Annotated in this window: 1 protein-coding gene and 2 pseudogenes; 1 reads left to right on the top strand and 2 read right to left on the bottom strand. The window is 76.6% G+C overall.

Annotation, left to right across the window (positions count from 1 at the left end; all coding sequences use genetic code 11):
* Positions 1 to 91 (top strand): annotated as a pseudogene (locus tag AB0H87_RS39560) (phosphocholine cytidylyltransferase family protein); the annotation flags it as partial.
* 39 nt (positions 92 to 130) lie between these two features.
* Here AB0H87_RS39560 and AB0H87_RS39555 read toward each other — a convergent pair.
* Positions 131 to 2,242, bottom strand: a pseudogene (locus AB0H87_RS39555) (hypothetical protein); the annotation flags it as partial.
* Positions 2,239 to 3,354 carry a glycosyltransferase family 4 protein gene (locus AB0H87_RS39550; protein ID WP_360158258.1) on the bottom strand — a complete coding sequence of 372 codons (1,116 nt, stop codon included), beginning with the start codon at positions 3,352 to 3,354 and terminating at the stop codon, positions 2,239 to 2,241. The pseudogene AB0H87_RS39555 and the gene AB0H87_RS39550, both read right to left, overlap by 4 nt.
* Between the last annotated feature and the right edge of the window lie 225 nt (positions 3,355 to 3,579).

Here is a 3,579-nt window from a genome sequence, read left to right as displayed (position 1 = left end):
GCACAACGACCGCGCCGAGGAGTGGAACAACGCCTACTCCCTCTGGCTCGCGCGGGACCGGTTCGCCGACGGGGCGCTGCTGGTCAACGGCCTCCGCGTCCGCCCGCGGAGCCGCCTGCGGGGCCGGCTCCGGCTCCGTCGGCCGCGTGAAGTCGCTCGCGTGGTTGAGCACCCGTAGGGCGGTCAGCGCCGCCATCGGCACGGCCACGGCGGCGGCCGCGCCGGCCAGCTCCAGGCCCGTGCCGCCGAGGACGCCGCCGAGCAGCACGGCCACGCCGATGCCGACCGCGCCGGCCCGGACCGCCGGGTAGAGCCCGTACGCCCGCCGCAGGCCGCCCCAGTGCCGCAGCAGCACCAGCCAGAGCAGCGCGGCCCCGACCAGCGCCAGCAGCGTCAGCGGACTGTTCGCCAGCGCGTCCAGGCTCGCCTTGCTGGTGCGCTGGAGGGTGGTGCCACCGCTGCCGTCGCCGAGCGCGGAAACGAACCGGCCGAGGCTGCCCCGCTCGGCCTCCGGACGGCGGGTCTCGATCCAGGCGAACACGGCCGTCACCGCGACACCGGCCACCGACGCACCGGCGAGCCGGCCGAGGGTGAGCCAGCCCCCGGTGCTCAGCGCCGTGGCGATGCACACACCGGCGGTCAGCGCCACGGCGCCGATCGGGTCCGCGCCGAGGTAGGGGCTGCCGACCAGGAAGACGCCGAGCCCGCCGAGCACGACCACGACGAGCGGCCGCCACGACCGGGCGAACCGCTGGGCCAGCGCGCCGGCACCGAGCAGGACACCGGTGACGAAGACCCCCAGACCGACCGTGCCGACGCCCGCGTAGCGGTTGTCCTCCAGCACCGAGTAGCCGGCGACGCCGTTGAGCTGCAGCCGCGCGCCGGTGAACAGGTCGAGGCCGACCACCACCGCGGCGGCCGTGACCACCATCGCCAGCGGGCCAAGCGTGTGCCGGAAGCCCGGGGCGAACCGGACCACGGCGGTGCCGACGGCCAGCAGGAAGGCCAGCACGGCGGCGAACAGCCAGCCGGGCTGGCTGCCACGCCACCACGGGACCAGGTCGGCGACCAGCGCGGCGGGTATCGCCAGCGCCGCGGCGACCAGCATGACCTCCACCGCGTCGCTGACCGGCTTGCGCACCGGCGTCTGGTCCTCGTCGGCGCCGACGTGCCGGCGGGCCCGGCGCAACAGCGGCACCACCGCGATCGCGAGCACCAGCTGCACCACGGCGAGGACGCCGAAGAACCAGGTCGCGACGTTGCGCTGGGCGCCGGCCTCGCGGTCGGCGTCGGCGGGGAACGTCACCGCGTCGGGGAGCTTCTCCGGCCGGCCCGGCACGGCGGTGGCCGGCTGGCCGACGAACAGCCGCTCGGGCAGCGGGCGGTCGAGCGCGGCGAGCGCGGTCGGGGCCAGGTCGACGAGCTGGACGTAGCCGTCCCGACCGGTGCTCGGCGAGGTCAGCCAGCCGCCGTCCCAGCCGGGGCCGTCGGCGACCGCCACGTGCAGCCGGCTCGACTGGTCGGTGTCGGCCAGGCCGGCGACCAGCACCAGCGACCGGTCGGGGCGGGCGGCGAGCACCCGGGCCAGCGTGGCGTCGGCCCGGGCGGCGGCGGTCTGCCGCACCGCGGGGTCGTCGCCGCTGACCGCGCCGAGGTCGACCATGCTGAGGATGCAGCGGCTGAGCAGCTGCGCCGGGTTCGCCGGCAGCTCGGGTTCGTAGTTGTCGACCCGCCCGTACGGCCGCGCCGCGGCCACCGCGGCACCCGGGCCGACGGCCGTCGAGCAGCGCACCGACTGCGGCAGTGCCCCCGGCACCGCGCCCCAGGTCAAGGACTGGTTGTAGGCCACGGCCTGCCGGTCGAGGTCGGGCAGGAACGCGCCGATGCCGTCCGGGCGCTGCACGTCGACGGTCAGCGGCGGGCAAGGGCCGGTGACCTGCGTGCCGCGCCGCCAGCCGGCGTAGTTGCCGGCACCGAGGGTCAGCCACCCGTCGACGGGGCAGGTCGGCTTGAGCGCCGAGCGCACCGACAGCGAGCCGATCGAGCCGTGCTCGGCCAGCCGCCACAGGTTGGGCGTGCCGGACTCGGTGACGTCCTCCCAGCGCAGCCCCGGGACGCCCACCACGACCACGTAGTCGGCGGAGCGCCTGGTCTCCGCCGTCGCCGGCCGGATCGACAGGGCGGCCAGGCCGCCGGCCAGGGACAGGACCACGAGGAGGTACGGGGTGAGCCGGCGGATCATGTCGGCGCGAGCTCCGCGTAGATCGCCTCGAGCTGCGCGACCGTGGCCTCCTCGGTCGGCCAGGTCTTGGCGCGCTGGAAGCCGCGCGCACGGTACTCCGCGCGCTTCGCCTCGTCGCCCAACAGCTCCCGGACCGCATCCGCCACGGCCGCGACGTTACCCGGCGGGACCAGCACGGCGGCGTCGCCGACCAGGTCGGGCAGCCCACCGACGGCCGTCGCGACCAGCGGGACGCCGGCCCGCAGCGCTTCCTGCGCGAACAGCTGGCGGGCTTCCCAGTCGCTGGTGACGACCGCCACGTCGGCGGCCTCGAGCAGGTCGGCGATGTCGCCCCGGTGCCCGAGCAGGGTGACCGGCGCGTGCGCCGAGGAGATCAACGCCGCCAGCGGCAGGTAGGCGGGCCCGGAACCGGCGACCAGCACGGCCGGCACGGGCCGGATGTCGCGCCAGGTCGCCGCGGCCTCGACGAGCACGTCGTAGCGCTTCTGGGGGTGCAGGCGGCCGACGGAGAGCACCACCGCCTGGTCACGGTGGAGGCCGAACTCGGCCCGGACCGCGGCCCGCCCGCGCCGGGGCTCGGGCAGCTCGGGCGCGGCGACCGGCGCGAGCCGGGCGTCCCGGGCCCCGAGCGCGCGGGCCCGGTCGACGAGGTCCTCGGAGGCGCCTAGGCAGACGGTGGCGTTGCGGGCGACGACCCGCTCGGCGAACCGGGACGCGTAGCCGCGCAGCCGCCGGGCCAGCACCGCGTTGTGCCAGGTGACCACGACCGGCTGGCGCGGCTTGGCCAGCACGGCGACCAGCCCGGCGCGCAGCCCGTGCGCGTGCACGACGTCGACACCGTCGGCCAGCGCGGCGCGCAGCGCGCCGATCGCCCGGCGGCCGTTGAGCGTGGGGTTGGCGGGGATCTCGACCGGCACGAACCGGGCGGCCCCGGCGGCGGTGAAGTGGAACTGGGTCTCGGTGGCGGCCGGGCCGGCCACGGTGACGGTGGCGCCGGCTGCGCTCAGCCCACGGACGAGCGAGGTGACGTGCTGGCCCACGCCCCCGGTGCTGGAGGCCAGCACGAGGCAGACGGCGCCGGTCCAGCGGTGCCCCCGGTCGGCGTCGGTCACGCCACCAACTCCCCTCCCCCGTGTGCGACCCCGGTGCGCTGCCCCAGGTCGTGCGGCGATGCTATCGGGACCTTGGCCGCCACCGGTGCCGATAAAACGGGTCCGAGCCATTCGCTGTCGGTCTTCGGTCATTCGTACGCAGCCCGCTGTTCATTGTCCGCTGATGCCGTGGTCACCGTCGCCGATCGCCGCGTCGAGCCGGGTCAGCTGCTCGGCCTCCGCGCT

The organism is Asanoa sp. NPDC050611 (assembly GCF_040654855.1).
Taxonomy (GTDB): Bacteria; Actinomycetota; Actinomycetes; order Mycobacteriales; family Micromonosporaceae; genus Asanoa.
This window is presented reverse-complemented; position numbering and strand designations above follow the sequence as displayed.